The 25,481-nt window shown below is 64.3% G+C and carries 24 protein-coding genes and 1 pseudogene; 15 read left to right on the top strand and 10 right to left on the bottom strand.

Features of this window, described 5'->3' with window-relative positions:
• The first annotated feature begins 41 nt into the window (after nt 1–41).
• The 5 genes from GKZ92_RS20445 (at nt 42) to GKZ92_RS20465 (ending at nt 5,590) form a co-directional block, all read left to right on the top strand.
• Nucleotides 42–1,808: a sigma-54-dependent Fis family transcriptional regulator gene (locus GKZ92_RS20445; protein WP_155225569.1), complete on the top strand. Its 1,767-nt coding sequence runs from the start codon at nt 42–44 to the stop codon at nt 1,806–1,808.
• 164 nt (nt 1,809–1,972) lie between these two features.
• Complete coding sequence (locus GKZ92_RS20450; RefSeq protein WP_230461850.1) at nt 1,973–2,758, top strand: enoyl-CoA hydratase/isomerase family protein; 786 nt, start codon at nt 1,973–1,975, stop codon at nt 2,756–2,758.
• A 19-nt stretch (nt 2,759–2,777) separates the two neighbouring features.
• Nucleotides 2,778–3,959, top strand: coding sequence for an acyl-CoA dehydrogenase family protein (locus tag GKZ92_RS20455; RefSeq protein WP_155225571.1), 1,182 nt, complete (start codon nt 2,778–2,780; stop codon nt 3,957–3,959).
• Nucleotides 3,960–3,986: 27 nt separating this feature from the next.
• Entirely contained in the window at nt 3,987–4,493 is a 507-nt protein-coding gene (locus GKZ92_RS20460) for a flavin reductase family protein (protein ID WP_442903319.1), read from the top strand.
• Nucleotides 4,490–5,590, top strand: a complete 1,101-nt coding sequence (locus GKZ92_RS20465; RefSeq protein WP_155225573.1) for a 3,4-dihydroxy-2-butanone-4-phosphate synthase — start codon at nt 4,490–4,492, stop codon at nt 5,588–5,590. Before GKZ92_RS20460 ends, GKZ92_RS20465 begins: the two co-directional genes overlap by 4 nt.
• An 87-nt stretch (nt 5,591–5,677) precedes the next feature.
• Here the strand turns inward: GKZ92_RS20465 and GKZ92_RS20470 are convergent, their stop codons facing one another.
• Complete coding sequence (locus tag GKZ92_RS20470) at nt 5,678–6,007, bottom strand: putative quinol monooxygenase (protein WP_155225574.1); 330 nt, start codon at nt 6,005–6,007, stop codon at nt 5,678–5,680.
• 239 nt (nt 6,008–6,246) lie between these two features.
• On the opposite strand from GKZ92_RS20470, the gene GKZ92_RS20475 reads away from it, so the two are divergent.
• Nucleotides 6,247–7,767: a class I adenylate-forming enzyme family protein gene (locus tag GKZ92_RS20475; RefSeq protein WP_155225575.1), complete on the top strand. Its 1,521-nt coding sequence runs from the start codon at nt 6,247–6,249 to the stop codon at nt 7,765–7,767.
• 202 nt (nt 7,768–7,969) lie between these two features.
• Here the strand turns inward: GKZ92_RS20475 and GKZ92_RS20480 are convergent, their stop codons facing one another.
• Nucleotides 7,970–9,316 (bottom strand): MFS transporter, encoded by a 1,347-nt coding sequence (locus GKZ92_RS20480; protein ID WP_196222018.1) that lies wholly within the window; start codon nt 9,314–9,316, stop codon nt 7,970–7,972.
• Nucleotides 9,317–9,969: 653 nt separating this feature from the next.
• On the opposite strand from GKZ92_RS20480, the gene GKZ92_RS20485 reads away from it, so the two are divergent.
• The 7 genes and pseudogenes from GKZ92_RS20485 (at nt 9,970) to GKZ92_RS20515 (ending at nt 15,918) form a co-directional block, all read left to right on the top strand.
• A complete protein-coding gene (locus GKZ92_RS20485; protein ID WP_155225576.1) occupies nt 9,970–10,731 on the top strand; it encodes an SDR family NAD(P)-dependent oxidoreductase in 762 nt (253 codons plus the stop codon).
• Complete coding sequence (locus GKZ92_RS20490) at nt 10,728–11,459, top strand: SDR family NAD(P)-dependent oxidoreductase (protein WP_155225577.1); 732 nt, start codon at nt 10,728–10,730, stop codon at nt 11,457–11,459. Before GKZ92_RS20485 ends, GKZ92_RS20490 begins: the two co-directional genes overlap by 4 nt.
• Nucleotides 11,460–11,516: 57 nt before the next feature.
• Nucleotides 11,517–12,683: an acyl-CoA dehydrogenase family protein gene (locus tag GKZ92_RS20495; RefSeq protein ID WP_155225578.1), complete on the top strand. Its 1,167-nt coding sequence runs from the start codon at nt 11,517–11,519 to the stop codon at nt 12,681–12,683.
• A gap of 357 nt (nt 12,684–13,040) precedes the next feature.
• Nucleotides 13,041–13,559: a hypothetical protein gene (locus GKZ92_RS20500; protein ID WP_155225579.1), complete on the top strand. Its 519-nt coding sequence runs from the start codon at nt 13,041–13,043 to the stop codon at nt 13,557–13,559.
• Nucleotides 13,560–13,618: 59 nt separating this feature from the next.
• On the top strand, nt 13,619–13,828 hold the full coding sequence (locus GKZ92_RS20505) for a dodecin (RefSeq protein WP_155225580.1): 210 nt from the start codon (nt 13,619–13,621) through the stop codon (nt 13,826–13,828).
• A 140-nt stretch (nt 13,829–13,968) separates the two neighbouring features.
• Nucleotides 13,969–14,922: pseudogene (locus GKZ92_RS20510) on the top strand (AAA family ATPase); the annotation flags it as partial.
• A 66-nt stretch (nt 14,923–14,988) separates the two neighbouring features.
• Nucleotides 14,989–15,918, top strand: coding sequence for a vWA domain-containing protein (locus GKZ92_RS20515; RefSeq protein WP_155225582.1), 930 nt, complete (start codon nt 14,989–14,991; stop codon nt 15,916–15,918).
• 590 nt (nt 15,919–16,508) lie between these two features.
• Here GKZ92_RS20515 and GKZ92_RS20520 read toward each other — a convergent pair.
• The 3 genes from GKZ92_RS20520 to GKZ92_RS20530 form a co-directional block, all read right to left on the bottom strand.
• Complete coding sequence (locus GKZ92_RS20520) at nt 16,509–18,152, bottom strand: flavin-containing monooxygenase (protein WP_155225583.1); 1,644 nt, start codon at nt 18,150–18,152, stop codon at nt 16,509–16,511.
• Nucleotides 18,153–18,217: 65 nt separating this feature from the next.
• On the bottom strand, nt 18,218–19,108 hold the full coding sequence (locus GKZ92_RS20525) for an alpha/beta hydrolase (protein WP_196222019.1): 891 nt from the start codon (nt 19,106–19,108) through the stop codon (nt 18,218–18,220).
• A gap of 289 nt (nt 19,109–19,397) precedes the next feature.
• Nucleotides 19,398–19,781, bottom strand: a complete 384-nt coding sequence (locus GKZ92_RS20530) for an SRPBCC family protein (RefSeq protein WP_196222059.1) — start codon at nt 19,779–19,781, stop codon at nt 19,398–19,400.
• A gap of 161 nt (nt 19,782–19,942) precedes the next feature.
• On the opposite strand from GKZ92_RS20530, the gene GKZ92_RS20535 reads away from it, so the two are divergent.
• The gene (locus tag GKZ92_RS20535) at nt 19,943–20,656 is read left to right on the top strand and encodes a cutinase family protein (RefSeq protein WP_155225585.1); all 714 of its coding nucleotides are present in this window, start codon (nt 19,943–19,945) and stop codon (nt 20,654–20,656) included.
• Nucleotides 20,657–20,663: 7 nt separating this feature from the next.
• Here GKZ92_RS20535 and GKZ92_RS20540 read toward each other — a convergent pair whose 3' ends face one another.
• The 4 genes from GKZ92_RS20540 to GKZ92_RS20555 all read right to left on the bottom strand — a co-directional run bounded on the left by GKZ92_RS20540 (nt 20,664) and on the right by GKZ92_RS20555 (nt 24,426).
• Nucleotides 20,664–21,329 carry a GntR family transcriptional regulator gene (locus GKZ92_RS20540; protein WP_035752921.1) on the bottom strand — a complete coding sequence of 222 codons (666 nt, stop codon included), beginning with the start codon at nt 21,327–21,329 and terminating at the stop codon, nt 20,664–20,666.
• 133 nt (nt 21,330–21,462) lie between these two features.
• Nucleotides 21,463–22,344 (bottom strand): sulfurtransferase, encoded by an 882-nt coding sequence (locus GKZ92_RS20545; protein WP_155225586.1) that lies wholly within the window; start codon nt 22,342–22,344, stop codon nt 21,463–21,465.
• A complete protein-coding gene (locus GKZ92_RS20550) occupies nt 22,341–23,717 on the bottom strand; it encodes an LLM class flavin-dependent oxidoreductase (RefSeq protein WP_155225587.1) in 1,377 nt (458 codons plus the stop codon). The genes GKZ92_RS20545 and GKZ92_RS20550 overlap by 4 nt, the downstream gene beginning before the upstream one ends.
• A 64-nt stretch (nt 23,718–23,781) precedes the next feature.
• On the bottom strand, nt 23,782–24,426 hold the full coding sequence (locus tag GKZ92_RS20555; protein ID WP_155225588.1) for a hydroxyethylthiazole kinase: 645 nt from the start codon (nt 24,424–24,426) through the stop codon (nt 23,782–23,784).
• Nucleotides 24,427–24,654: 228 nt separating this feature from the next.
• On the opposite strand from GKZ92_RS20555, the gene GKZ92_RS23885 reads away from it, so the two are divergent.
• Nucleotides 24,655–24,780 (top strand): hypothetical protein, encoded by a 126-nt coding sequence (locus tag GKZ92_RS23885; RefSeq protein ID WP_262338850.1) that lies wholly within the window; start codon nt 24,655–24,657, stop codon nt 24,778–24,780.
• On the opposite strand, the gene GKZ92_RS20560 is transcribed toward GKZ92_RS23885, so the two are convergent.
• A complete protein-coding gene (locus tag GKZ92_RS20560; protein WP_075862671.1) occupies nt 24,777–25,433 on the bottom strand; it encodes a TetR/AcrR family transcriptional regulator in 657 nt (218 codons plus the stop codon). The two genes, GKZ92_RS23885 and GKZ92_RS20560, sit on opposite strands and share 4 nt — an antisense overlap.
• Nucleotides 25,434–25,481 lie beyond the last annotated feature (48 nt).

Genomic DNA, 25,481 nt, shown 5'->3' on the forward strand with positions numbered 1-25,481 from the left:
GGTTCACGCTCGGCAGCCCCGATTCTCGAGCCTTCAAACGTGTGAGAGACGTCTTTCTCGCCACTGGTTCCGCCGATCCTCATGATGTCGAAGCCGCGGGCATCTCCTCGCAGCTGCTCGACTCTTGGCGCCGGTCGCTGCGTTACGGACTCGACGCATCAGCGCCGCGGCCCGTGCAGTCGGATGGTCGCGAATCCAATCTGTCGTTCATCGACACGGTTGATCAGGTGCTTACCAAGCGTGAGTCCGCACTCGAACAGGCGATGTGCGGACTGAGTTTGACCGACGCCGACGGAATGATCCTGCGGCAGTGGGTCCGGGACCCTGCTCTGTCCACTTGGCTTGAGAAGCAGAGCATCGTCCCCTCGATCAATGTTGACGAGACCTCGATTGGGACCAGTAGCGGAATATGTCTGCTGAACGGACGCCCCAGCATGGTTCGTGGGCTCGAGCACTTCGCCGACGATTACGCCTCGGTCACCTCGGCCGGTGTCCCGGTGATCCACCCGGTCACACGGAGGGTAATCGGGTCGTTGAACTTGACCTCCCGCTATGAGGACACCAGTCCAGTGCTGCTGTCGTGGGTTATGGAGCTGGTCCATGAGATCCAGAGTGCTTTTCAGGAGTTGGCATCTCGGCGCGAGCGCATGCTGCTCGATGCGTATCTGAACGAGAACCGGGATGCACGTCATCCGCTCGTCGCTCTCAACGACCAAACGATCATCACTAACGCAACCGCAGCGAGGATGCTCACGTCGGTGGACCAGGCACTGTTGTGGGAGCACGCGTCTCGCGCCATTCGCGATCAGATCTCGACTTCTCGGTCACTGGTGCTCACCGATGGCACCGTCGTGTCGGTGCAATGTCACGAGGTCACGAACGCAGCTGAGTCGGCGGGCGCCGTCCTCAGGATTCGGCCGGTTGTGGACCGCAACGCCCGCAGTGGGTCCTCCGTGCGCCCGGCACCCGGATTGCCGGGTTTGGTGGGCGAGGGCCCCCGGTGGCGCGATCTGTGCCGTCAGGCTGCGGCTGTCGCCGGTAGCGGAACGGTACTCGTAGTAGGTGAGCGCGGTAGCGGGAAAGTCGCCGTGGCCACCGCGATGGCTGGACATTCCGGTCCCGTGACCGTCATCGACGCGGCTGACGCCGCATTCGATGGTGCACAAGCGTGGTTACAACAACTCGACTCGAGTCTTCGGGGATCAGGCGGCGCGGTGATTCTACGACGGTGTGATGAACTCGCGGAGCCGACTGCACTGGCGGTCGCGAACCTCTTGCGCACCCACCGGGACGGCTCGGTTCGAGTCTTTGCCACCGCGACACGGGCTGAGGATGACCGGCGTCCAGCCCTGCTCGGTTCTGAGTTCGCCTCGGTACTCACTGTGCCCGCTCTGCGGGATCGCCTCGAGGACCTCCCGGCCTTGCTCGATGCGCTGACACGTCGCTGCGCGGTGCGATTGGGCAGGGACGACAAGCCCGTGCGATGGATGGCCGACGCGGTTCAAGCCCTGTCGAGGTTGGAGTGGCGAGGCAACGTTTCCTCACTCGAGACCGTCGTCCTGCGAGTGCTGCAGAACAACCGCAACGGATACATCAACGCCAGCGATCTTCCGGCCGACGTCGTCGCTAACGCTTCGCGTCGAAAGCTCGTCGGACTCGAGCAGGTCGAGGCCGGTGCGATCATCGCTGCACTCCGGGACGCCGGCGGTAACAAGAATCGGGCCGCAGAGGACCTCGGCATCGCCCGGTCCACGCTGTATCGAAAGATCCGCTCGCTCGGCATCGACCTGTCCACGTCCGCATTCTGATGACGTCGCACATCTGACCGCCCACGGGCCGGGCGCAACATCCGACCGTGCGCGCGACTGTGCCACGATGCGACAACTAGACCTACCTCCACGTCGTTACCTTCGACACAACGAGGAGGTAATCGGTGTCACAAAGCGAACGATCTATAACCAGGCCCACCACGGTGACTGCGTCCACCGCCGACGGAACCGTCTCCTACTCGGTCGAGGACTCGACCGCAGTGGTCACGCTGGATCGGCCGGCGGCGCACAACGCGCTGACCGTCCGCATGGTTCGCGAACTCGCCGAGGCGTTCGACGCGGCGAGAAATAACGACCAGGTCCGTGCGATCGTGCTCACCGGTGCCGGGACTCGCGCCTTCAGTGCGGGTGGCGATCTCGGCGAACTCATCCCGCGACTGACTGCCGGTGAGCTGGACATCCTCGCACCCGACCCGTCCAAGAGATTCTTTTCCGACGTCTTCACGCCGATCATCGCCGCGGTGAACGGGATCTGCCTCGCCGGAGGCCTGGAGATGCTGCTGGGCACCGACATCCGGGTGGCATCTGAACGTTCGATCTTCGGACTGCCCGAAGTGAAGTGGGGCCTCGTCCCCGGGGGCGGGACGCACGTTCGACTCCCGCAGCAGGTGCCGTGGGCAGCCGCAATGCACCTACTACTGACTGGCGACCACATCAGCGCCCACGAAGCACACCGGATCGGTCTCATCAACGAGGTCGTACCGGACGATCAAGTACGGACTCGGGCAATGGAATTCGCGGAGATCATCAGTCGCAACGGGCCTGTTGCCGTACGCACCGCCAAGGAAATCGCCGTACGCGCTCTGGGTAACGAGCCAAAGTTCGCGCTCGAACTCGCACTCAACGAGCGAGTTCTTCGATCCGAAGACGCCACCGAAGGTCCCCGCGCCTTCATCGAGAAGCGGACGCCCCGCTACTCACAACCCTGATCCACAGGAGACCCACCTGATGAAGCTCGACGCAATGCCGACCGTCCATCCCGACAGCCAGGAGCTTGTCGCTTCGGTATTCGAGGCAGTCAAAGGGATTTCGGCCAGCTTTCCCCGTTCACTGTTCCTGCAGCGCGCTCGCGAGGGCGGACATGCTCGTGAACTGTGGGAGGCCATCGTCACCGCAGACCTGCTGGCAATCGGCGTACCCGAGGACCTCGGAGGCGCCGGCGGCGGTCTCACCGGAACCACCGCCGTCATGGAAGCCCTGGCACAGGCCGGGGTCCCGCCTCTGCAGTACAGCCTGACAACTTTCTCTCGCGAGGCGATCCTGCGGCACGGTACGGAGCAGCAGATCAAAGACCACGTGGTCACCACCATCTCAGGTAAGCGCAAGATCTGCCTGGGCGTCACCGAGCCCGAAGCCGGCACCAACTCCTTCGCGGCGCGTACCTACGCACGCAAGACGGCAGAGGGCTCGTACCGCATCTCGGGACAGAAGGTGTTCATCTCCGGCGCTGATGAGTCGGACCACATCCTGCTGCTCGCGCGCACCGCTCCTCCCGGCGAGAAGCTCAGTCGACGAAGCGGATTTGGTCTCTTTATCGTGGACATGTCGCTTCCAGGGATCGAGCTGCGCAAGCTCGACATCGAGTGGTACGCACCCGAGAGCCAGTTCGAGGTGTTCTTCGACGATGTCGAGGTCGGGCCCGAGGCGTTGATCGGCACCGAGGGACTCGGCTTCGACCACATTCTCTCGTGCCTGAACCAGGAGCGCGTCACGGTCGCCGCCTGGGCCCTGGGCCTCGGAGACTACGCACTGCGCAAAGCCGTCGAGTACGCAAAGGTCCGGGCACCCTTCGGTACCCCGATCGGATCGCATCAGGCAGTGCAGCACCCACTGGCCCTGGCCAAGGCGGAGATGGAAGCGGCCCGGCAGGTGATGTACTCGGCCGCAGCGTCGTACGACAACGGAATCGATGCCGGCGATCAGGCGAACATGGCGAAGCTGCTCGGCAGCCGCGCAGCACTGTCCGCAGTGGACAGCGCCATCCAAACCCATGGTGGCTCCGCGTTCGTCTACGAGACCGACATCGTCACCGTGTGGCCGATGGTCCGGGTCCTCCAGATCGCGCCGCTGAACAACGAATCGATCCTCAACTACATCAGCGAGAGAGTTCTCGGACTCCCCCGCAGCTGACCACCCCTGGAGAACTACGTGATCATCGTGAACACACTCGAAGAGCCGACATCCGTGCTCCGAAACGCATTTGGTTGCTTCCCGACGGGCGTCGCTGCCGTGTGTGCCGAGGCATCGGACGGCCCCGTCGGCATGGCGGTGAGCTCGTTCACCTCGGTGTCGCTCGACCCGCCCCTGTTGTCGGTGTGCATGCAGAACACGTCGACGACCTGGCCAACGCTGCGCGAGCAATCCCGCCTCGGGCTGAGTGTCCTGGCAGAGAACCAGGTGTCGGCAGGCAAGCGCCTGTCGATGAAAACCGGCGACCGGTTCGCCGAGACAGCCTGGCGCGCAACCGAGGACGGTGCGCTGTTCGTCCTCGACGCATCGGCATGGTTCGACTGCTCGATCTACGCCGAGGTGCCTGCGGGCGATCACACCGTAGTTCTCCTCGAGATCCACAGCCTGCAAACCCAACCCGATCTCCCCCCACTGGTCTTCCACGGAAGCCGATTCCGTCGTCTGCACGACGTCGACCTGGTGGTGGAGTCATGACGCACGCAATGCCGCCACTGACCGATCTGGCACTCCGACGGATGCGGGTGGAGAAGGCGATCTCCGCACTCGAGCGCAACGAACAGATCGTCGTAGTCAATGACCTCGCTGACCGCGAAATCTGCGGATTCCTCGTCGCCGGTGCGGCACACGTAGATGCCGCGGCGGTCGCATCGGTGGTGCGCTACTCGTCGGGTTTCGTCTGCGTCGCACTCAGCGGTGACACGTGCGATCGTCTCGACCTCCCGGTGATGGAAGGCGTCGACGAGAAATCCGGAACCGGATCGCACGCGTGCGTCACCGTTGACGCGACTACAGGCACCACCACCGGGATCTCGGCGCATGACCGAGCCCGCACGGCAGCGCTTCTCGCCGATCCGCGCGCGACCCGCGATGACTTCACCCGACCCGGGCACGTCGTGCCGGTGCGCACCGCCGAGGATGGATTGCGGGCTCGTCAAGGAATTGCTGAAGCGGCGTCGTTCCTGAGTGAACGGTCCGGGCGAGGTTCTGCCGCACTGTTCGCCGCCGCCGTCGGCGAAAGCGTGCAGACCGGGCTTCCGCATCGAGCTGAGCTCGAAGCCTTCGCCACCGCCCATCGGCTCAGCCTCGTGTCCATCAGCGATGTGCACCTGTACATGCTCGCTGTCACCCCGGTGGTCAACCGGGAGAGTGCTGCACGTCTGCTCGGACAGCAGGTCATCACGTATGTCGGACCGACGTCCCAGGCCCGCCACCACGTCACGGTCGTGGGACCGACCGATACGGATGCGCCGGTTCCGCTGTACGTTCATCCTGAATCAGTGGAAACCACGGATGATCCGCATGGTTTCGAAGAGGTCGAGCGCGCGATGGTGTCTTCCGGCAGCGGCATCATCATCCATGTTCAGGCAGACCGGGAACCCGACCGTCGACTCGACAAGCTACCGTTCGTCGTCGCGAGCATTCTCGGCGACCTCGGGGTGCACTCGGTCCGGTTGTTGAACGGCGACGGTCCACTTCGCGCCGTGCTGCGTGGCCGAGAGATCGAGCTGTGCGATGCACCCCCGATAGCCGCGGCCGCCCGGTGGGACGAGCGGGCACTGCACGCCAGCTGAACGCCACCAGCCGAACGAAAGAGCCCGGCCGCTGAGACCTGGAACGGATCACAGTGGCCGGGCTTGCTCATGCCGGAGAGCGGCGGTTCAGAGAGTTCCAAGTTCGTCGGTGCCCGCCGGTAGAGGCTGCAGGACCATGACGTCGAGCGGCTCCGCCAAAAGTTCGGCCACCTCCCCGTTGAGGGCGGCGAATGCGTCGCCGGTCCCATGTGCCTGCAGAAGCTCTGCACTGGACCACTTCTCAATGATCACGATGCCCGGGCGCCCGCGCACGCTCTGGTGGGCCGCGTAAAGTTCGCACCCTGCGTCCTGCTCGTGAGTGGCCGCAACGGCGCGGAGCACGGCCGCTTCGACTTGTTCCGCGTGCCCCTCGCGGGGCACGCATCGTGCGACGACGACAACTGGTTCGGATGACATGACAACAACTCCTTGCGGGAAGCGGCACCGGGCGGCGACGGTCGCCTGATAGTAGGTACACGCCGGGACCGTGGCGTGTCTCAATGTGCTCCACCGAGGCCGACCCTACGAGTCGTCCTGATATGCGACATCCATCACGGTGTGATGCGACCTACTCTGCGGTTTAGTCAGCTGCCTTTAGCCAAGTCCGATCGGACTTAGGAGCAGCCGGGCTCGTGACTGTAGCGAGAGGACCTGAGGTGAATATCGTCAACGTCATACGGCGATCAGCGCGGCGCCACCCACACAAAGTGGCGGTTCGTCATGGCGACACAGAGATGACGTACCAGGAGCTTGCCGATCAATCTGCGCGGTTCGCGTCGTTTCTCATTGAGCAAGGCGTTCAGCCGGGACAGCGTGTCGGAGTCCTGATGCACAACCAGCCACAGTGGATCGTGGCGATGATGGGCATCTGGCAGGCAGGCGCTTGTCTGGTGCCCTACAACTATCTGTTCCATCCCTCTGCCCTACGACATGCCAGTGACGATGCCGATGTGCAGTTGGTGGTGGCGCCAGCGGCCGACATCCCGCGCTTGTTGGATGCTCTCCCAGGGCATCGGGCTTACGACCGCTTGGTGGCAGTGGGCGATCACCCGGATGCGATGGCGACGTGGGACGACGCGCTGTCCCGGTCACCTGAGCCATTGGTCGTGCCGCGTTTCGACGTCGACGACGCCGTCCTGATGTACACAAGCGGTTCCACGGGCAATCCCAAGGGCGTCCGCCAGACGCATCGCAATATCGCCGCGGTGTGCGAGGCAAAACACCAGCTGTGGTCGATCGACGTAAAAGACACCGCGCTCATCAGCACGCCTCTTTTCCACGTCGGTGGCCTACAGCTGCTCGCGCTCCCCCTTCTCCTGGCCGGGGGCACCATCACACTGCGGCGCTGGAACGCTCGTCAATGGCTTGAGGATGCGCGTCGCCTCGAACCCACCGTGACCGCCCTCGTGCCGGCGATGATGGTCGACATCGTCAACGAACTACAAGACGAGCCTTTTCCCTTGCCGTCGATTCGGGTATGCGCCATCGGCGGGTCCGCTCTCCCGCTCAGTCGTCTACAGCAATTGACCGCTCTGACCGGGATCGTTGCCGTGAACATCTACGGGCAGACCGAACAAATGGGGCTTTCGGTCACCGAGCCGCTGAACGAACCGCGACGTGAGGGCAGTCTGGGCAAGCCGCTCGATCAGATCGTGCAGGTTCGCATCGTGTCCACCGACGAAGAGTCCTTAGGTGTCGATGTCCCTAATGGAGAGACCGGAGAGTTGTGGGTTCGCGGCGACGCGGTGACCCCGGGATACTGGCAACTCGACGAGGTCAACAAGAAGAAGTTCGTCGACGGTTGGTTCCGGACCAGTGACCTGGTGCGGGCAGACGCGGACGGGTACCTCTACTACGTCGACCGCGCCGACGACATGATCATCAGCGGCGGCGAGAACGTGTATCCCCAGATGGTGGAGGGGCATCTGGCCGCCTGCCCTCTCGTCGCCGAGGTGGCAGTGATCGGTACACCCCATGAGAGACTGTCACAGCAGGTGACGGCCATCATCGTCCCATCACGGCCCGATGTCACCGCCGAAGACATTGCGGCGTTTTGCGCATCGAACCCCAATCTCCGTGGACTGCAACGTCCTCGACGGATCGAGGTTGTCGAGGCGATTCCGCGCACGGCCACCAACAAGATCGATCGTCCCCGACTCAAGAAGGTCTTCCACTAGCGGGACTGTCTCACCCACCTCGCCGCCCATCTCAGGTGTTCGCCTTGAGATGGGCGGCGATTCCATGTCCATGTCCCAGGTCCCCGACATGTACCGCCACCGCAATAGTTTTGGCGGGCTCCCGGTGCCGCGCGCAAACTGTCGACGCGATACAACACCGAGGGGGGTGTGCATGAACACCCCCCTCGGTCTGAACTTACGATTACGTTGTCGTCGAGACCTGCTCCGCTGCGGCTGCCTTACGCGCAGTAGTCGACGCAATGGCCCAAATACTCAGCAGGCCCGCCACCGTAATGAAGATGCCGACCGGGATCAAAGATCCCGTTGCCTCGAGCAAGCTGGTCGCGATCAGAGGCGAGAATCCGCCACCGATCACGGCACCGAGTTGATAACCGATCGACGCGCCTGAGTACCGCACCTCCGCGGAGAACATCTCGTAGTAGAACGCGGCCATGGGTCCGTAGAGCGCTCCCAGCGTCAACCCGGGAACGATCACCGCAACGAACAGCAGAACGACACTTCCGGTCTCGAGCAGCAGCACGTACGGGATCGCAGTGATCGTCGTGGCGACCGCAGCCCATAGCAGGACGCCACGGCGATCACGGCGATCCGACATGGACGCCACGATCGGGATTGTCGCCACCGTCGCCACACTGGATAGCAGCACTGCGATCAGCGCGGTCGTGCGGTCGATGTCATGAGTCGTCGCGTACGAGATCGTGAACACGATGAGTACGTAGTAGTAGACCTGGATGATCAGGATCATCCCGCCGGCCTGCAGGATTTGTTTCGGATGCGTCCGCAGAGCCTCAATGATCGGTGAACGACGCTTGGGCTCAACACTGTTGACGACCTCGGCCGCCCGACGCTCCTGCAGTTCGCGGAACTCCGCGGTGTCCTCGATCTTGAGCTGCATGTAAATTCCTGCGATCACGACGACCGCAGACAGCAGGAACGGAATGCGCCACGCCCAATCGACCAGTGCTTCCGGGCTGACCGCGGCGACGACGATAAGGAACACAACGTTGGACAAGATCACCGCCAGCGACGGTCCGATGTGGGAGAAGCTGCCGTAATAACCACGCCTGTTCGCCGGCGCGTTCTCGGTGACCAGAAGCATCGCGCCGCCGTACTGGCCGCCAACTGCGAGACCTTGAGCGGCCCGGAGGACCACCAGAAGAACTGGCGCGAGGACACCGATCGTCGCATATGTGGGCAGAAGTCCGATCAAGAACGTCGCAATACCCATGATCATCATGGCGATAACAAGAAGCTTCTTGCGGCCGACGGTGTCGCCGAAGTGCCCGAAGATGATTCCGCCCAAAGGGCGGAACAGGAAGCCGACACCGAATGTAGCGAATGCCGCGAGCGTGCCGAGTGCGGGATTCACCGAGGGGAAGAAGACTTTGTTGAAGACGAGGGCCGCGGCGGTCCCGTAGATGTAGAAGTCGTACCACTCCAGGGTGCTTGCGCCGAGCGCGGCGATGATGACTGTCCGGAGGTTTCGTGGCGGGGAAGTGCTGGTCAGTTGAAGATCGCTGTCGGACACAGAAACTCCTTGGGAGCGTGTGGTTCACACAGGAGGTGAACCGGACGGGAATGTGGCGTGAACATACGTTCCGTGGGTCACGTCCCGGTGTTTCAATGTGGAACATACGAGCTGCTGTAGCAGGCTCGGCCATCTGGTGCCGGTCTCATCGTTCTAATCTCGGTGCACTTACCCGCCCGTCGACATGCGCGACGTGCACCGACTTCGACGGAGGATTGGGTGCCGAGACCGACCCAGGAACTCGAGATGCTGGCTTACGCCAGAGCTTGGGCCCCCTTCGGGGGTCCGCCAGCTTTCGACGTGTTCGTGCTTTTCGGTGTAAGCCCGCGCAACTTCTACGACCGGGTGGGTCAGACAATTCTGCGGACCTCAAGCGCTGATACCCGCTCCGAACTCGATCGGCGATTGTTGGTCCTGGCGGCCGGACACCAACATCGCGGGTCTGTCCAGCGGTTGAGCACCCGCTAGCGCGCATATCTCCGCAACCATTTCGCGAACCGTCCTCAGCTTCCGGCCGCGCGAAGGGCGTACCTCGAGAACTCATGTAGCGAACTGGCACAACCACCACTGCGTTCTGCGAGATTCAATCGGGAGGTCGTCGACGTGCGTCGGCGAGACGCGATGCCCGGAGTTCGAAACTGAAGGAGTGCGAGTTGGAGATTAACGATTGTGCTGCGGTGGTCACCGGAGGTGCGTCGGGTCTCGGCCTAGCGACCGCCCAACGACTCAGTGCCGACGGTGCTCACGTGGTCATCGCGGACCTGGAGTCGTCGAACGGTCACGAGGTCGCACAGGAGTCCGGCGGTCGGATGACCTTTGTGCCCACCGACGTTCGCAACAGCGCGCAGGTCGCCGAGGCCGTTGCTGCGGCGTCTGCGATCGCACCGCTCCGAATTGCGGTGAACTGCGCAGGCATCGGTGACCCGGCACGCACTCTGGGCCGGAACGGCCCACTTGATCTCGAACGCTTCGAGCGTGTGGTGACGGTCAATCTGATCGGAACGTTCAACGTGATCCGGCTCGCCGCCGAGGCGATCGCCGCCACCGAACCGGTCGGTGGTGAGCGCGGCGTCATCGTGAACACCGCTTCGGTCGCCGCGTATGACGGCCAGGTGGGTCAGGCGTCGTATTCGGCATCAAAGGGCGGGATCGTGGGAATGACTCTGCCCATCGCGCGCGACCTCGCTCAATCGTTGATCCGCGTCGCCACCATCGCACCGGGTATGTTCGCCACCCCAATCTTGCAGGGCCTCACTGATGAGGCACGTGCATCGTTGGAGTCTCAGGTGCCGCATCCCTCCCGCCTGGGCGAACCTGCTGAGTATGCGCATCTCGTGGCGCACATCGTCGACAACGCAATGATCAACGGCGAGTCCATCCGTCTCGACGGAGCGCTACGGATGGCTCCCCGATGAGACGTGCAGCGTTGGTCACAGGCGCCTCGCGCGGAATCGGACTCGCGATCGCTCGACGACTCGCCGAGCAGGGATGGGATCTGACGATCTCGGCACGGTCTGAGCAGACGCTGCGTGAAGCCGCCGCCGATCTCGAACGAACCTCCTCGACCCGCGTCGTTCCGATCGTCGCCGACATGGGCTCTGAAGAAGACCTGCACCGGCTCGCGGCCGCGCACTCAGAGCACTTCGATCGCCTCGACGCGTTGGTGCTCAATGCGGGTATGGGGTCGATCGGCTCGTTCGAAGAGTTCCCGGTGCGCCGCATGGACAAGTTGATGACCATCAACGTCCGCTCGGCGTATGTACTCATCCAGCGACTACTTCCCGCACTGCGTGCCACTGCAGGCACCGGCGAAGCCAGTCGCGTGATCGCGATATCGTCGTTGACCGGCGTTGCGGCCGAGCCGTTGAACTCGGCCTACGGTGCGAGCAAGGCCGCGCTGACCTCACTGTGCGACACACTGAACACCGAAGAGTCCTCGTCAGGAGTGAGCGCGACAGCCATCTGTCCGGGTTATGTGGCCACCGATATGACGGCCCCGCTGACCGACAACGTACCTGCGCACACCATGATCAGCCCGGATGCCGTGGCCGAATTGGCCGTTGCGTTGACCCGATTGGATCGCACCGCAGTCGTTCCGATGGTCCCGGTCTCGCGTCCAGGCCCATCCGTGTGGCGAGTGTGATGAACCCGTTTGCCGCCGGCAACGGCTACGACTACGACTACGGAGGAAGGTTGTCTCATGTTGCTTGATCTTGACGATTCTCGTCGCGACTTTCGGGACTACGTGCGTGGATGGGTTGACAAGAACTATCCTGCCGAACGCGCAATCGAACTCGAGAAGCGTGAGTACGAGTACCCATTCGAACTCTGGGACGCGATGGCTGAGGCCGGTTTTCACGCAATGGGAATCGACGAGGCCTACGGGGGCCAGGGTGGAGACGCGGTCGACACCGCCGTCCTCGCCCGCGAGCTCGCCCGCAGCCTAGGCGGCCTGTCCTGGGTGTGGGGAATACCGTCGTTTGCCGGCGCAAAGGCGTTGAGCCATGGCGGCACTGAGGAACAAAAGAGCGAGTACCTTCCGCAATTGGCTGCCGGGCAGATCCGGTTCTCGATCGCGGTGACAGAACCGGGTGGCGGCACCGATCTTCTCGGAGCCATGCGCACCCGGGCGGTGAAAGTCGACGGCGGCTGGCGAGTGTCGGGCCAGAAGATGTGGTCGACAGGAGCCAAGCAGGCTACCTATCTGCTGCTGCTGGCCCGCAGCGGCGACCCAGAGACGCCCGGCGGACGGCCACCGACCACCCTGCTGCTCGTGCCTACGAACTCATCGGGCATCGAGATGCGTTACATACCGAAACTCGGGATGCGCGCAATGGGTTCTTGCGAGGTGTTTCTCGACGATGTATTCGTTCCCGACTCCCAACTTCTCGGTACGGCGCACGAGGGGTTCAAGGTCCTGCTCGCCTCGCTGAACAACGAGCGAATCATGAGCGGCGCACTGGCCCTGGGCATGTTGGACGGCGTTCTGGAAGAGTCGGTCCAATACGCCAGCACGCGTACGGCGTTCGGGAAAGTGATCGGCGGGCACCAGATCATCCAGCACTACATTGCCGACACCGCGCTAGCCCAAAAGCAGTGCGAACTTCTCACTTTCGACGCAGCATGGCGTGAATCCTCCGGCGCCAACTGCCACAAGGAAGCCAACATCGTCAAGGTCGTCACCTCCGAACTCGCCGTTGCCGCCGCCGACCGCGGCATCCAGGTTCTCGGCGGTATGGGCATCTCCTCGGAGACGAATGCGCAGCGCTTCTGGAGAGATCTGCGTCAGTTCCGTATCGCTCCGATCAGCAACGAGATGGTGCGCAACAACTTGGCCGAGACTTACGGACTACCTCGCTCCTACTGACCGATAAGGCCACTCATACGACACTCGGACCGGTCGGTCAGCCCTGCCCGGCCCGACCGACCGGTTCAGGCGGCCGGTTGTCTCTCACCTACCGGCGAACTCAGCCCGGTTTCTCGAATCCCGCTCTCGGAACACGAGGAACCGGGCTGTTCTGTACCCACTTGCTGAATCTGGCTTCATGTCCGACCGTCCCAAATTGGCACACATGCGGTGAGTTACATCACCCTAGTGTCCCTAAGCGACCTAGATCGCATCGATCTTCGTCACGTCACCCCACACACCCAGAGCCACCGTCAGCTTCGTCATGCGGCCTGAAGAGCTCAACAGCTGCCGTCCGTGGCCACAGGAAGAGGACACATGACAACCGCACCAGCAGTCGGACGACTGGCCGCCACCAACGTCAAGGACGTGGCCATCGTGGGAGTCGGGGCGCTGCTCCTTCTCATCAGTCTCGTCACCACCACCTGGCTGTTCATGCCGGCAAATCCCGCAGCCAACACGCCGGCAGCGTCGATGAGCTTCAGCGATCTCGTGACCGCGACCGGAACGAGCCCGTCGACGATCCAGGCAAGCTATTTCGGTTGGCTCGCATGGTTCCTGTTCGGAGCCCTCATCGTTCTGAGCGTCGCGACGCTACTCACCAACAGCCGGATCGTGGCGGCGATCGGCGCCGGAGTAGGCCTGCTCACCGCGATCCTTACCACCCTCGCACTTAAGGGCCCTCAGACGTGGTCGCAGACGATCGATGCTCTGCCCAACCTCCGCCTCGGCGGCTACCTCATGCTCATCGGGCTGCTCACCCTGCTGATCTTCAACGCGGTCAGGGCTTTCAGCCGGCCCCGCGATACGACGACCACTGCCAACGGCACCGTGTGATCGGAAGCCCCCAAAGCGTCGTCCTGGCGCGCCCCGGACTCAACGAATAGGCAAAACACATGAGCGACAACATCTATCGAGTCGTCGAGATCGTCGGTACATCCACAACGAGTATCGAAGACGCCATCAGCGGCGCAATCGGACGCGCCGCGTCCACCCTCGAGCATCTCGACTGGTTCGAGGTCATGGAAACTCGCGGCCACATCAGCGACAACAAGGTCGCACACTTTCAGGTCACCTTGAAAGTCGGGTTCAAGCTCAACACCTGACCCAGCATCACCGATTGAGCCGTCGAGGGGTGTGCGGGCGACTCTGCACTTCGGCCGTACAGGCCTGCAGAGTCGCCCGCACACGGCACCCGCCCTCTCAGCGTTCGCCATTCATCTGAAGCCACCACACGAGGTACGAGACAATGACTTCCGACATCGCGTCGACCGTCGACAACTTGCACGAGCTGCGCCTGGCGATCGCCCGCCATGTGGTCGGCCGGGAGCGCGAGCTGGATCTGTTGCTCGCCGCGGTCGCCGCCGGGCGCGACCTCATTCTCGAAGGTCCGCCAGGTACATCGAAATCCACACTGCTACACGCGATCACCTCTGAGTGGAACATCCCTCTGGTGTTTGTCGAGGGCAACGCCGACCTCACGCCGACCCGACTGGTCGGCCACCACAACCCGGCGCGGGTCTTGCGCGAGGACTACACGCCAGACAACTTCGTCGAAGGCCCTCTCGTCGCGGCCATGCGTTCCGGCGGCTTCTTATACATCGAAGAGTTCAATCGCGCACCCGAGGACACACTGAACACATTGCTGACGGCGATGGCCGAGCGGGTGATCGCCGTGCCGCGTGTCGGGAGCGTCACCGCCCTGCCAACGTTCCGAGTCATCGCCTCGATGAACCCGTTCGACAACATCGGTACCACCAGATTGTCGACCTCGGTCCACGACCGGATGTGTCGCCTCGTCACGACCTATCAGGAAGCCGAAGCAGAAAGGCAAATCGTGGCTCGTCGCACCTCCGTCGCCTCGCCCCGAATGCTCGCCGACTCGGTCGCCGTCACCCGCCTTACCCGCACCCACGACGACGTCCGACAGGGCAGCAGCGTGCGCGGAGCGATCGACGTCGCCCTGCTCGCAGCTCAACTCCTCAGCATGCGCGGCGTCCACACCCCGGTTTCTGACGGTCCGGAACCTCCCAGGGACCTCCCCGAGGACTACACGACTGCATTCCTGGACGCCATGATCGTCGGACTGTCAGGTCGAATCCATCTCGACGACACTACGTTCAAGACGCCAGAGGACGTACTCCGTGAGATCTGGGAGGATCATTTCGTCCTCCGCCCTGCCGCCGCCGATCCGGGTTGAAGAGTCATCGCCGTCGAAAGCCCACTTGCGGTGAATCGGAGCCCTCGCCGTCACGATCACGGCCGTATGCGCCCGCTGCGCCGCAAACCGAAGACCCTGACCACCGAACCGACCCTGCACCTTCCCGGTGTCGGTGGTGCCGGCTCGGGCCCGGTACTCACCGGCAGGCGCCCACCGAGTGCGCCGCAGGGCCTTCCGTCGGGGACCTCGGCGCCAGGTCTGACCGATGACAGCGGAGACGTCGTCGGCGCCAGTGCCCCCGGACCGACCATCGATGACGCCGTTCGGGAGCGCGCACGCCTGATCGCCAATCGGCTGGCGCTCACTCGCCCGCGACAACATCTCCGGCCACGACGGTCGCCTTCGGGCGAGCTGGTCACCCGGCGGTGGACCGGCGCGGGCGACGACATCGATCTGGATGCGACTTTGGAAGTTCTGGCATCCACGCCGCACCCCGCCGACGACGACATCCTGGTCCGGGATCGGTTACAAATACGGCGTAATCTGGTTCTCGTCGTTGATATTTCCGGGTCGCGCCGAGGTGAACAGGTACGCACAGCGGCCGCCACGGTCGGCGCTTTGGTCGGCGAACTGGGTCGAGACGACATCGCGGTGGTGGCCTTCTGGTCCGACGCGTCCCTACTCGTCCGGATGGGACAGACGACGCATCCAGACGCGATCATCGAACAGCTCCTCGCGATCCCGGCCCAAGGTTTGACGAACGTCGCCTTCGCTCTCGAAGTCGCCAGACAGCAGCTCGCCGGCACACCGCCCGCGGATGCACGCGTCCTCTTGCTGAGCGACTGCGTCCACAACGCCGGACCCGATCCGCGCGCGGTGGCGGCGGGTCTGCCCCGCTTGGACGTCCTCCTCGACAGATCGGAGGAGTTCGATCCCGACCTCGCGAAGGATCTCGCAACCGTCGGGCGTGGTCGCTGTCGCACCGTCGACAGCTACCGCGATGTGGCACCTGCTCTGATGTCCATCTTCGGATGACCGTAGTACCCCGAGAGCGCAGTATCCCAGAAGACCCGCAGTACCCAAGGACGAGCACACCGAAAGGTTGTCATGTACAAACTGATCGGAACCTGGTCTGCCCCCAGCCTGAGGACGAAGCCGAGTCAGCGCTTCCGTTGATGCGGCCGGGGAGCAGCGTCATCTTCGTCACCAGCCGCGGCAGTCATGCATGCTGTGGTCCCGGGTTACGCCGCTGTCGGCGTACCAAAGGCTTTGGGTGAGATGCGGATCAAGTATCTCGCAGTAGAGTTGGCGCCTCTGGGAAAGAGTTGGCGCCTCTGGGAATCCGCGCCAATTCGGTGATGAATCCGCTGGAATCAACGGATTCATCATCGGCGGCGGCGATCCCACCGCCATCACCCGCTTCGGCACCGAGATCGCGCCCGTGGTTCGCGAGAACATCGCCCAGGCGCGGCGTACGACTACGTGAAGACGAATCAGCGCACACGATTTGTGTGAATGTTGTAGTCCGGGAACGGAGTCTCTTGCACATACAGTCGTGGTCCCCGCACATTCCTGTGCGGGGACCACGACCAACTGTTATGTGAGATGCCTGCGCTTACCTGTGGTCAGCGGCTGGCTCCTACGAGCTGTTCGGTGAAGACGAACCCGTCGAAGTTCTGTTCGGCGTTCTCTTTGAGTAGGGCGTCGAAACGATCCGCACCGCCGAAGTAGAACAGAACGCGACGCGGCTTGCCCGGCACGTTGGCACCCAGGTACCAGCTGCCTGCGGCCTCGCCGGCGGGCAGCAGCGTCATGTTGAAGATCTCGTCTACGGCTGCGCTCCAGTTCGAGGCGGCCTGTTCGGTGCACTCGATGCGGGTGAGCTTGTTCTCTTCCATGTGACGGATGACCCTGCTGAGCCACGCCACCAGCGACTCCACGACCACCGGAGCGTTGGCGTAGGAGCACTGCGGGCCGAAGAGCATGAACATATTGGGGAAGTTGGGTACGCCGACGCTGAGGTGGGTCTCCGGACCATTCTTCCACACCTCGTTGAGCCCTACTCCGCCGCGACCGGTGACATCGATCCTGCTCAGAGCACCCGTAACAGCGTCGAAACCGGTCGCGAAGATCACGGCATCGAACGCGAACTCGTTGTCACGCGTCCGGATTCCCGTACTGGTCATCTCCTCGATCGGATCGCTCTTGATGTCGACCAGGGTGACGTTGTCGCGGTTGAAGGTTTCGTAGTAGTTCGTGCCTGACGGCGGACGCTTCGCGACGTACGGGTAGTTTCTCGGCGTCAGGATCTCGGCGACCTTCGGGTCCTTCACCGTCTCCTTGATCTTGCGGCGAATGAAGTCGGCAGCAGCGTCGTTGGAGCGCTGGTCGAAGATGATGTCGTCGAACGTCTCGAAGACGAAATGGAACCCGCCCTTCTGCCAACCGTCCTCGAAGATCCGTTCACGCTCTTCATCGGTCACATCGTCGTATGTCCGACCGGCCGGCTCGAGTGGGAATCCGAACACATGGTTACGGGCCTTCGCCCACTCTGACGGGAGGTCTTCTTTGAGCTTCTTCTGGAACTCGTCATCGAGATCGAAGTTCCGTGCCGGCATGACGTAGTTGGGCGTGCGCTGGAAAACGGTTAGATGCTCTGCGACCTCGGCCACGAGCGGGATCGTCTGGATACCGGATGCGCCGGTACCGATCACGGCGACCCGCTTGCCGGTGAAGTCGACCGGCTCGGTGGGCCAACGGCCGGTGTTGTAGACCTCGCCCTGGAAATGTTCCATTCCCTTGAACTTCGGCTCCTGCGGAATCGACAGGGGGCCGACGGCGGGAATCAGGTAGGTACAGGTGAACTGGCTTCCGTCCTCGGTGGTCACGGTCCACAGGTTGCTGGACTCGTCGTACGACGCGGCCGCGACGCGCTGCCCGAATCGAATCTGCGGGCGCAGATCGAACTGATCGGTGACGAAGCTGAGGTAGCGCTGCACTTCCGGCTGACTCGGGTAGCGCTCGGTCCACGTCCACTGTTCTTCGATCTCGGGGAACGGGAAGGCGTACGACCAGCTCTGGCTGTCTGTCCGGGCGCCCGGGTAACGGTTCCAGTACCACGTACCGCCGACGTCCGTTCCGGCCTCGAGTGTGATGACTGAGAGACCGATCTTCTTCAGCTCGATGAGTGCACGGAGGCCCGAAAAGCCGGTGCCGATGATGAGTGCGTCGGTGTGCTGCGCAGATTGCGTCTGCTGGGGAACTGGCATAGTGCTACTCCTGACGGGAGGTTTTCGAGGTCGAATTATGTTGATGTAGGGCGTGATTCGCGCAGTCAGCTTTCGGCGAATCTCTTGGAGAGGAAGCTGCCGACGAGCTCCATGGCGGTGGCCGCCTCGGGGAGGAAGTTGAACAGCGGCCAGATGTGGACCATCGATTCGCCAACCTCGAGGGTGGCGTCTCCGCCGCTGTTCCGGATCTTGTCAGCCAGGCGCGTCGAGTCGTCGTACAACCCCTCGTCGGTGCCGACGAGGATGAGGAACGGCGGAAGTCCACTGAGGTCGGCGTAGAGCGGAGACGCCAGCGGGGTCTCCTTCGGCTCACGACCGGCGAGGTACGCGGCACCCATGCCTGCAACCAGGGCAGCCGCAGGGAGCGGATCCACGTCGGCACGCTCCACAAGCGAAGCACCTTCGCCGGCCAGGTCGACCAGCGGAGACATGGCGACAACACCGGCAGGCGCCGTATCCGAGGCGTCTCGGAGTGCGATTGCGGCGCCGGTCACCAGTCCACCCCCCGCCGAATCTCCCGCGAGCGCAACATCGCGGACGCCATCGAGATGACGCGCCCATCGGTATGCGATGACGACGTCGTCCAAGGGCGCGGGGAACGGGTGTTCGGGAGCCAGGCGGTAGTCGACCACGAGGACCCGGCTGCCTGATGCCGCAGAAAGGCGGTACCCGAGTTCGCGGTATCCGTGGGCGTTACCCATGCACCAGCCGCCGCCGTGCACGAAAAGGGTCACCCGGGCCGGGTCGGCTCCGGGAGCTGAGACCCAGATACAAGAGACGCCGTTGGCATCGACCGGCTCGATCTCCGCGTCCTGCGGCGGGGTGAAGTTGGCCAACACCTCGTCGTAAAGGGTGCGGTAGTCGTCCATGGTCGCGTCGGGTTTGGACACGAGGTGGCTGAGAAGTCCTCGCGCTCGGGTGAGTTCGGGGGACATTGATGGCTCCATTTCAAGGGTGTGCTGCGGTGATCAGGCCACCTACTGGACCTTGCTGCGGGATGCCCCGGAAGCAGTTCGCTCCACTCGGCCCAGAGTGTGACTGGCATCACCGATGATGCGCGAACTTCAATGGCGAAAGATGTCCCAGTGTGGGACAGGAGTGTGGCTGCCTCTAATGTCGACGATCTGTGACGAAGGCAGCGACAGCAATCCAGAGAGAAATCGGTAAATCGGGAGGAATCCCCCGAAATACGTTCGGCCGGACGAAGATTCTGGCAGGCAGCTCTCAGAACAGCGCCCTGAGGCGCTCCAGGTCTTCCTCCACCATGCGGGTGTCCTGGTCGAACTCCGCGTCGGACATCGCCAGCTGCCGCAGCGTGAACACCACCTCGGCCCCCTCCGGATGGGGCAGCACGCGAAGCGGATTGTGCACGGTGTCGCCGTTCGGGAGGATCACGTCGTGGTCGACGACCCCGAGAGTGTTCCGCGGAACGAACCGGATCGTCACGGTGCCCATCGGCGACTCGGCCAGGAGGTCGTCGCCGCGTCGGACGACCTCGGAACTCGCGAGTCCGGCCGCCCACTTCGGGAGATTGTCGGGATCGGAGACGAAGTCGTACACCAGGTCGGCGGACGCACCGATCACCGTGCTCACATGACGACTCCGCATGGCGAACAGTATTCCGCGTTTGGTGGCACACATGACGGGGAACCTGGAATGGTCACGACTACGGGGGTCACCCCATGCGAACCGTGACGACGAGCGACTCCACCACCGACGGGATCAGAATGAACCACGACGCGAACCCACGAACGACCCGGCCGACAGGCATGATCACCAGACTGGGCATCGTCGCCGCCTCCCTGATCGCGGCCGTCGCCGGGTCGGTGATCGCCGGGAGCCCGGCGGCCGAGGCCAGGCCGGGCTGCCCCGACGTAGAGGTCGTGTTCGCACGCGGGACCATCGAGCCCGCGCCACCGCTGGGGCTGACCGGTCTGTCGTTCGTCGAGGCCGTTCGGAGCCAGCTGCCGGGCAAGTCGGTGGCCGCCTACGGCGTCCCGTACCCGGCGAGTGACCAGTTCGGCAACCGCCTGAAGTTCGCCCGAACCGTCGCAGACGGGGTTCGTACCACCCAGAACCGCGTGAAGTATTTGTCGGCCAAGTGCCCGGGCACCAAGGTCGTTCTCGGCGGCTACTCCCAGGGCGCCGTCGTCGCGGGGTATGCGGTCCACGCCGGCCTGGACCTGCCGGCGCGGTACGCCGCCTACGACCGTTTCGTCCCGCCGCCGCTGCCGGCGTCCCTCTCGCGCAACGTTGCGGCGATCGTCTTTTTCGGAGCCCCGTCGGATCGCTTCATCACCGACATCGGGGCGCCCCCGGTGCGGGTGTCGACCCCCTACCGCGGCAAGACGGTGCGCTACTGCGTCGCCGGTGACACCATCTGCGACGGCTCGCCGGTCGGCGGCCCGAACGCCCTGCACACGCTCTACTCGGTCAACGGCATGACGCTCGACGCCGCGCGCTTCGTCGCCCGACGCGCCTGACTGCCGCTCAGGGAGCGGAGCTCTCCCCCGCGACGACGCCCATCGTCCGGGAGACCAGCTGCGAGATACGCACGTCCCTGTCGTGATTCAGGTGTTCGAGCATCAGCAACCGAGCCTTTTCAGCCGATCCGCCGATGATCGCCGACAGGATCTGCTCGTGTTCGCTGACCGAACTCTCGAAGCTCTCGCGGCCGGTCGGGGTGAACCACGGTGCACTGACCTTGATCTGGTCGCGCAGGTCTCGTTCCATGTCGTAGATCGTCTGGTTGTGTGCGGCGCGGAGCACACAGTCGTGGAAGACGTTGAGCGCCTGCCGAATATCGGCGGGTTCGGTGTAGTTCGAACTCAGCGCCAACGCTTCCTTGAGTCGTGCGATGTCGACCGGCGTGTGACGCTCGGCGGCCGCCGCGGCCGCACTCGACTCGAGAATGGCCCGCACCTCGAAGATCTCGAGCATCTCCTCGTCGCCGCGGATGCGCAGGACAAAACCCCGCGACGCCGCGACCAGCAGTCCCTTGCGTTCGAGCAGCCCCAACGCCTCCCGAACAGGGGTCCGCGACACCCCGAACTCCTCGCTCAACGCCTGCGGGATCAGTGTCGCTTCGGCCGGGTAGTGGCCGTGCGTCAGCCGCTCGTGCAGCGCTTCGTAGACCGCGTCGCGGGCGCTCTTCATCGGCGGTCACCTTCCGTGGGGTCGTGCGGGGCGGGCAGACGAACCCCTCGATCCTCGCAGACAGACCGGCCGTGACACCGCACGTGTTGCGGTGGGCCTCCCAGCCGGTGGCCGTGTCCGGGCGCGACAGGGCTCATCGTGGATGCGGACCCGTCACCAGCGGGAGTTCGGGATGAGCGCGCCATTCACTCATCGATCCGTCGTAGACACGAGGTAGCGGGTATCCGGCCTCGGCAAACGCCAAGGCGGCTCCGGCCGCGTTGATCCCGCCGCCGCAATAGAGGATCACCTCGGAACCGGCGTCGATCCCGGATGCCTGCAGTGCCTTTCGGGTTCGCTCGGTCGAGAACGTGCCGTCGTCGTTCAGCAGGTCGGGGTAGGGCACGCTCACGCTGCCGGGGATGTGGCCGGGACGTGCGCCGCCGGACTCACCGGTGTAGTCGGGGGTGCGGAGCGCACACACGAGCGTCGTGGACGATTGTTCGGCGACGGCCACCGCCCGGACCTCGTCCAGGTCGGCGAATGCCCGGCCGGTGAGATCGCGTAGGTGGACGTCGATGCGCGGTTCGGTGGTCTCACCCGATGCATCGCCATCGGCCACCGGGTACCCCTGGTCCACCCACTGGGCGAACCCGCCGTCGAGCACCCTGGCCCGGTCGAAGCCGAAGGACCTCAGCACCAGCCACACCCGCGCCGCATACGCACCGCTGAGCTGGTCGTAGACCACGATCTCGTCCGACGGCGTGATGCCCAGTTGCTGTGCAGCCGAGGCCATCTGCGCCACAGTCGGCCGCGTGAAGGGGACCGCCGCCGCAGGATCGGAGAAGACCGCGAAGAGGTCGGCGAACCGCGCTCCCGGGATGTGGGCGGTGCGGAACACCTCACCACCGGGGGCGAACACGGTCTGCCCGTTGTCGTCGACCGAGCGTTCGACACTCGCGTCGAGGACGATCGTCGAATCCAGCCGGCGATGAAGCCATCCGGCGGAGACGAGGGCGCTCTCGGTACCGGTCACGCACCTGCCCCACCAGTTGCGGCGTCGGCGACGCTCCTGGCGCGGTTGCGCCATTCACCGCGTTCGGGGCGCGCGAGACCGAGATTCTCGCGCAGGGTGTCACCCTCGTACTCGGTGCGAAACAGCCCGCGCCGCTGTAGTTCCGGCACCACGAGGGTGGCGAAGTCCTCGAAGGCTGCCGGGACGTGCGTCGCCTGGATCATGAAACCGTCGGCCGCACCGGCGTCGAGCCACTGTTCCATCGTGTCGACGATGTCGGTGGCCGAGCCGATCATGTTGCCCTCGGTGCGGGCGCCGTACCAGCGCCCGATCTCGCGGACGGACAGGTTCTCCCGCTCGGCGAACTCCACGACCTCGCGGTAATGGCCTTCCACACCAACCACTTCGAGCGAAGGCAGCGGACCGTCGAGGTCGTACTTCGTGAGGTCGACGTTGACGTGATAGGCCAGTCGCGACAGGCCCGCCTCGTGGTCGACGAGATCGAAGAACGCCTCGTGCTTGGCCATCGCATCGCGGTAGTCGGTGCCGACGACGGTGGTCGCGGCGGGGAGGATCTTGAGCTGCTCGGGATCTCGACCGTGGGCTGCCGCGCGCTGCTTCATGTCCTGGTAGAAGGCGACCGCACTGTCGAGCGACTCGTGACTGCAGAACACGACATCGGCCCAGCGAGAGGCGAAGTCACGGCCCGTCGGCGACGCGCCGGCCTGGACGATGACCGGATAGCCCTGCGGCGGGCGCGGGACGCCGAGCGGTCCCTGAACCCGGAAGAACCGACCCTTGTGATCGATGGCCTCCACCTGATCGGGATGACCGAAGCGGCCCGACGCCTTGTCTCGGATCAACGCGTCGTCGGACCAGGAGTCCCACAATCGGGTGGTGACCTCGAGGAACTCCTCGGCTCGCGCGTAGCGCTCCTCACGGTCGGGAAGCTTGTCCTGGTTGAAGTTCTGCGCCTCCGCATCCTGGAAGCTGGTCACGACATTCCACCCGGCGCGACCGCCACTCAGGTGATCGAGGGTGCCCATGCTGCGAGCGAGGTTGTAGGGCTCCTGGTAGCCGGTCGACATCGTCGCGGCCACCCCGAGTTTCGTGGTCACCGAACTCATCAGCGTGATAACCGTCATCGGGTCCAGACGCGGTGTGCCCGAACCGAATCTGACGGCCGGAGCGAAGGAGCCGCCCAGGCTGCGCGGTACGGCGAGCGCATCGGGCACGAACGCCATGTCGAAGCGCGCCGCCTCGAGAACCCGCGCGATGTGCTGGTAGTGCTCGGCGGTGAGGAAACCGTCACCGGCGTCCGGGTGCCGCCAACCGACCGTCCCCTGCGGGCCGGCGTTCATGAACGCGGCCAGATGAATCTTCCTGCTGGGCATCTCATTCGCTCCTTTGCGAGTGATCGGCGATGGGCGGTTCGGCAGACGTCGGAGGCGGTCGGCGTCAGAGGAGGGAGAGTTCGTCGACGAAGGCGATGGCGAAGGACGCGGTGCCGGTCGCACGCTCACCGGCCCGCTCGCCGGCGGTTGCGAACGCCGCATGTGCGGCCGCCGCGGCAGTGAACGGATCGACGACAGCGCAGAATGCCGCACTGAGTGCACCCAGACTGCATCCGGTCCCGGTGACCTGCGGCATCTTCGCGTCGCCACCGGGGACGGCGGTCGCGCGACCCGCCGGGTCGCAGAGATAGTCGACCTCACCGGACACCGCGACGACCGCGTCGAGACGCCGGGCGAGCGACGCGAGGATCGCGTCGTACTCGCTCGCACCGGCACCGATCGCCACCGGATCGAGCACCCATGGAGTACCGGCCTTGTGCGCCGTCGCGGCCGCCTCGTCGAGCTCGTCGGGTGTCACCGACGACATCAGGGCCGCACCGTTGATCCAGACGGCGCCGGCACCGGCGGGGAACGCAGCGGCCCACCCGGGCGCTGACCCGATGGCGGGGCCGGCACCCAGCGCGAGGAGCACGTTGGCACTGAGGTTCGCCGCGACGTAGTTGGTGAGGCCGTAGACGAACGGCGCCTTCTCCCGAAGGCGTGCGATGGCTGTCTTCACCTCGGACGACTCGATGGTCGTCGTCTCCATCTCCACCTTCACTCCTTGGTTGATCCAGTCTGGGATGTCCGCTTCACGACGCCAGGTGATCGCACGGCGACAACTGCATTTAGTTGTATACAGTTGGATGCGGAGTTCGCCAGCGAGGTCGTACTTAAATTCACGCCGGGTTGAAACGAGCCACGCGGCCTCACTCCGATCCGCCCCGACCTGGGCGACGATGGATGCCATGCGTGACCTCACACCCGACGACCCGGAGTGCTCCTGTCGGTGTTCGCCGTCCTCCTGCTGGTCTTCATCCCGGGCACGGTCGCCATGCTGTGCGTCGTGATCCTCACCGTCGAGACCGTCGTCTCGCGGACCTCGGACGCCTGGCGAGGCTAGCCGAACCGGGCAGGGGCGAGGAGTGCGACGATCGCCCGCGCGAGACCGCGGCGGGCCAGCACCTGATCCTGAAAACTGCCCAGTTGCTTCTCCGACACCAGACCTCGCATGGCGCCGGGCAGGAACGCCGCGACCTCCCGGACACGTTCCGGGTCGACGTCGAGGTCGGCGAAGGCGCGCTGACAGGATTCGGTCCAGGACGGCCCCCACGAGGCGAACTCGGCGGCGGTCTTGGGGAACAGTCGCCGGAGTTCGTCGGGATCGCGCGGCAAGGCTGCCCGCAGTGTCTCGATCGCGCGGGATTCCGGCGCGGTCAGTCCCTCGTACATGAGCTCGATGATCGCCTCCACCCGTTCGCCCAGTGGCGCTTCGGGTTTCACACTGACAGGTAGGTCGCCACGCTGTTCGGCGGTCCGGTGCAGCACCGCCGCCCAGAGGCCGTCGATGTCGTCGAACTGATACTTGATCACACCCCAGGTGGCGCCGATGTCCTTGGCGATGCGGTTGCCCGACACCGACGCGGGGTCACCCGAGGCCAGCGAACTGATCGCGGCGTCGAGCATCGCGTCGCGGGTGGCCTGGCCGCGACGGTTCACGCGGCGGGCGGCAGCCGCCGCAGTAACCGGCGGCCGACCGGCATCGACGGGTGGCATGGACGCTGATGGTATCCGTTGCGAACCCACCCTCGACCCTGCCGCTCG

It is taken from the genome of Gordonia sp. 135, from assembly GCF_009720185.1.
Classification (GTDB): Bacteria; Actinomycetota; Actinomycetes; order Mycobacteriales; family Mycobacteriaceae; genus Gordonia; species Gordonia alkanivorans.

Excerpts from the sequence above, each read along its gene's own strand:
- GKZ92_RS20535 (WP_155225585.1), top strand. The coding sequence starts at position 19,943 with ATGATCACCAGACTGGGCATCGTCGCCGCCTCCCTGATCGCGGCCGTC.
- GKZ92_RS20505 (WP_155225580.1), top strand. The coding sequence starts at position 13,619 with ATGAGCGACAACATCTATCGAGTCGTCGAGATCGTCGGTACATCCACA.
- GKZ92_RS20465 (WP_155225573.1), top strand. The coding sequence starts at position 4,490 with ATGACGCACGCAATGCCGCCACTGACCGATCTGGCACTCCGACGGATG.
- GKZ92_RS20490 (WP_155225577.1), top strand. The coding sequence starts at position 10,728 with ATGAGACGTGCAGCGTTGGTCACAGGCGCCTCGCGCGGAATCGGACTC.
- GKZ92_RS20470 (WP_155225574.1), bottom strand. The coding sequence starts at position 6,007 with ATGTCATCCGAACCAGTTGTCGTCGTCGCACGATGCGTGCCCCGCGAG.
- GKZ92_RS20525 (WP_196222019.1), bottom strand. The coding sequence starts at position 19,108 with ATGTCCCCCGAACTCACCCGAGCGCGAGGACTTCTCAGCCACCTCGTG.
- GKZ92_RS20455 (WP_155225571.1), top strand. The coding sequence starts at position 2,778 with ATGAAGCTCGACGCAATGCCGACCGTCCATCCCGACAGCCAGGAGCTT.
- GKZ92_RS20540 (WP_035752921.1), bottom strand. The coding sequence starts at position 21,329 with ATGAAGAGCGCCCGCGACGCGGTCTACGAAGCGCTGCACGAGCGGCTG.
- GKZ92_RS20560 (WP_075862671.1), bottom strand. The coding sequence starts at position 25,433 with ATGCCACCCGTCGATGCCGGTCGGCCGCCGGTTACTGCGGCGGCTGCC.
- GKZ92_RS20550 (WP_155225587.1), bottom strand. The coding sequence starts at position 23,717 with ATGCCCAGCAGGAAGATTCATCTGGCCGCGTTCATGAACGCCGGCCCG.
- GKZ92_RS20500 (WP_155225579.1), top strand. The coding sequence starts at position 13,041 with ATGACAACCGCACCAGCAGTCGGACGACTGGCCGCCACCAACGTCAAG.
- GKZ92_RS20555 (WP_155225588.1), bottom strand. The coding sequence starts at position 24,426 with ATGGAGACGACGACCATCGAGTCGTCCGAGGTGAAGACAGCCATCGCA.
- GKZ92_RS20495 (WP_155225578.1), top strand. The coding sequence starts at position 11,517 with ATGTTGCTTGATCTTGACGATTCTCGTCGCGACTTTCGGGACTACGTG.
- GKZ92_RS20520 (WP_155225583.1), bottom strand. The coding sequence starts at position 18,152 with ATGCCAGTTCCCCAGCAGACGCAATCTGCGCAGCACACCGACGCACTC.
- GKZ92_RS20530 (WP_196222059.1), bottom strand. The coding sequence starts at position 19,781 with ATGCGGAGTCGTCATGTGAGCACGGTGATCGGTGCGTCCGCCGACCTG.
- GKZ92_RS20515 (WP_155225582.1), top strand. The coding sequence starts at position 14,989 with ATGCGCCCGCTGCGCCGCAAACCGAAGACCCTGACCACCGAACCGACC.